This is a genomic window from Tychonema sp. LEGE 06208, from assembly GCF_015207505.1.
GTDB lineage: Bacteria > Cyanobacteriota > Cyanobacteriia > Cyanobacteriales > Microcoleaceae > Microcoleus.
The window spans coordinates 1-2,592 of record NZ_JADEWT010000210.1 but is presented as its reverse complement, the minus strand read 5'-3'; the positions used below and the strand labels follow the sequence as shown (position 1 = coordinate 2,592).

Annotated in this window: 6 protein-coding genes and 1 pseudogene; 4 read left to right on the top strand and 3 right to left on the bottom strand. The window is 42.6% G+C overall.

Going from position 1 to position 2,592, the window contains the following annotated elements:
* Positions 1-571: pseudogene (locus IQ263_RS29055) on the top strand (IS1 family transposase); the annotation flags it as partial.
* Positions 572-589: 18 nt separating this feature from the next.
* On the opposite strand, the gene IQ263_RS27885 reads toward IQ263_RS29055, so the two are convergent.
* Genes IQ263_RS27885 through IQ263_RS30050 form a run of 3 tightly spaced genes read right to left on the bottom strand, consistent with a single transcriptional unit; the run spans position 590 to position 1,042 of the window.
* On the bottom strand, positions 590-895 hold the full coding sequence (locus tag IQ263_RS27885) for a pentapeptide repeat-containing protein (RefSeq protein WP_255515939.1): 306 nt from the start codon (positions 893-895) through the stop codon (positions 590-592).
* 1 nt (position 896) lies between these two features.
* Complete coding sequence (locus tag IQ263_RS30055; RefSeq protein WP_339384809.1) at positions 897-989, bottom strand: pentapeptide repeat-containing protein; 93 nt, start codon at positions 987-989, stop codon at positions 897-899.
* The gene (locus tag IQ263_RS30050) at positions 968-1,042 is read right to left on the bottom strand and encodes a hypothetical protein (protein ID WP_333196206.1); all 75 of its coding nucleotides are present in this window, start codon (positions 1,040-1,042) and stop codon (positions 968-970) included. Before IQ263_RS30050 ends, IQ263_RS30055 begins: the two co-directional genes overlap by 22 nt.
* A gap of 340 nt (positions 1,043-1,382) precedes the next feature.
* On the opposite strand from IQ263_RS30050, the gene IQ263_RS27875 reads away from it, so the two are divergent.
* The 3 genes from IQ263_RS27875 to IQ263_RS27865 all read left to right on the top strand — a co-directional run bounded on the left by IQ263_RS27875 (position 1,383) and on the right by IQ263_RS27865 (position 2,476).
* Positions 1,383-1,676 carry a hypothetical protein gene (locus IQ263_RS27875; protein WP_194071271.1) on the top strand — a complete coding sequence of 98 codons (294 nt, stop codon included), beginning with the start codon at positions 1,383-1,385 and terminating at the stop codon, positions 1,674-1,676.
* Positions 1,677-1,781: 105 nt separating this feature from the next.
* The gene (locus IQ263_RS27870; protein WP_194071270.1) at positions 1,782-2,066 is read left to right on the top strand and encodes a hypothetical protein; all 285 of its coding nucleotides are present in this window, start codon (positions 1,782-1,784) and stop codon (positions 2,064-2,066) included.
* A gap of 80 nt (positions 2,067-2,146) precedes the next feature.
* Positions 2,147-2,476: a hypothetical protein gene (locus IQ263_RS27865; protein ID WP_228050429.1), complete on the top strand. Its 330-nt coding sequence runs from the start codon at positions 2,147-2,149 to the stop codon at positions 2,474-2,476.
* The last annotated feature ends 116 nt before the right edge of the window (positions 2,477-2,592 follow it).

Below are 2,592 nucleotides of genomic sequence, written 5' to 3'. Positions count from 1 at the left end.
AAGAGTTGATAGATAGACTTTTATTAGAAAAGATATCTCTGGCTGGGATTGTGAGGGCGACAGGGGTTTCGGAACGGTGGTTGCAATACTATGTTAATAAAAAGTTAGGAGCTGTAAAGAGAGAAGTAGAAATGAAGTCAAAAAAAAGAGGGAAGCTAACAATTCAATGTGATGAAATGTGGTCATTTGTAGGCAATAAGGATAACAAGCAGTGGATTTGGTTGGCAATTGATGTATCAACATTCATAAATTGTAGGAGTGTATATTGGCAAAAGAGATCAATCTGGAGCTCAAGGATTATGGGATTCTTTGCCACCTGTTGATCGTCAATGTGCTGTAAGTTATACAGACTTTTGGAGTGCCTAGGTCACAGTTTTTCCTCAAAAAAGATACAAGGCAGTAGGAAAAGAGACTGGCCTGACAAATTATATAGAAAGATTTAATAATAGGATGAGACAAAGAAGATCTAGATTGGTGATAAAAACTCTTTCATTCTCCAAAAAGCTTTCCAATCATATTGGGTATTTGGTATTTTATTTATGAGTATAACGCCAGTTTATCTATCAATTAAAACCCTGGATTTTTCTTGCTATGCAGGACTACCATTGATTGTATTTGAGTCGTCATATTCAGGATCGGGTCTAGCTCCCATCAGATTAGCGTGGCACAGATTTGAACCATCTAATGATGTTTCATCCATAATCGCACTACTAAAGTTAGCTTTACTTAGGTTAGAATTCCAAAACCCTGTTTGATGTAGTTTGGTATTACTTAGATTCGCGCCAATTAGAGTCGCTTCAGAAAAATCAGCTTCACCGAGGTCTGCATCGCTGAGGTCGGCTCCACTGAGGTTAGTATTTTCACAGTTGAGCCGAGATAAAAAACCATTGTTCAAATTAGCTCCACGCTCGGTTGGCATCAGTCAAGTCAGCATAGTGCAAATTTGCGTTTTCTAAGCAGGCATTACTTAGATTGGTTGTACTCCCAATTCGGTTTCTAAAAATGCGATGGCGTGGCTGACTGCTGACTGGGACAGTTCCAATTGCAAAGCAAAGCCGCCTCGCTAAAGTTTTCACAGTCTGCTACTGCTATCAAAGCCTGAATTTGAGAGAGTTTCATCCGTCCCGTATTGATTTCATTCATAGCCTTTTTGCCCGATCGTCAATCTATCTATTTTATTCATACAATCTATGCAAGCAATGATTTAATTGTCAATCACCAAAGAGTTAAGGTTAATTTGTTAGATAACAGATTGACTTTTACAGGACTTGCACGCCCACAATAGTGTGCTGTAATTGCGCTGAGAATATTGCAGTTTTAAGCTTTTTTTGTAATTTTATTCGTGCAATATTTGTGAAAATTATAAGTTGCAGATGTTGGCTATGTCTACTTGCAAAAATCGAATCGATACCCCAAGAATCAAAGTTTTTTCGATCGCCGATCGAGCTTTACCAACAAAAAAACAGCAAGGGCGATCGATCTTTTGGGCTATGAATCAAATTTGGCAGTTTTTCCTCGCCGCCGTCGCTGGCGGGGACGATCTGAGGATTTGGCAGACCTCAGATCGCGATGGTAACACTTGGTGGCACAGTTGCGATCGGGCTACAGGTCGCTCTACCTGTGTGGCAACGGAGCATGAAATGCACGCTTGGCTCGATCGGCGTTACTGCCAATAGTCGATTGTCGGTGGTGTGGAAATGAAGTGAAATACAGTCTTCGATTAGCAATTCCCAATTAGCAATTCCCAATTACCAATTCCCAATTACCAAGTAGGAGATGCTATGCTTCAAATATCTTCCGAGTTGGCAGCACCCGTTAGCGGAGCCCTCGAAGAGGATCGCATTATGCTGATGAAAAACGAGGTATACAGATTACCTCAAACTCATCGAGAAATTCAAGTTTTGTCAGGAACTGCTTGGAGCACGGTTGACAAACAGGACATCATTTTGCAAAGCCATGAAAAAGCATCGCTTCCACCCAGCAAAAACTTTGCTGTCATCTCCGCACTCAACAATATGCCGCTAATTCTGGCAGTCTCGCAAGACAAAAAGCCAGTTAGAACCTAGCGACTGAAAAAAATTCGGCAGGAACACCCCAAAGAGCTCTATCTTGATAGTTATAACTTGGCTCTTGGAGGACTCGATCGGTGTACTGCCGCTCTTACCACTTCAGCTATCTCACAGCTATAAGTATTGTCTTATCGCCCCCACTCAGCTTGCTGGCAATTTCAGACGCTCTGGCTTATGCCCCAATTATAAATGCTAGGCGCGCCCAAGCGAGCGGTTCCCTACGGGATAGCTTCGCTTCACTCGCCCAGGCAACTGACCCCAAAACGCCAGCAGACAAACTCTTTGAAACAGGAGTAAAACAGCATCGCGAGGGTTTGTTTCGAGAAGCAATCCAGACTTTTGAGCAAGTTTTGGCAATTCGCAAGCAACTAGGCGACAAACGGGGAATCGGAGAAACCGTTACATAAGACTTACCCAAAGCTACCCAGCTTTATACAAAGCTGGACTTTGAACCTTACTTCCTGTTTCATTCTGGCAGTGTCGGCACTCACCAGTCCGCAGGCTATCCCCGTCTAACTGACGG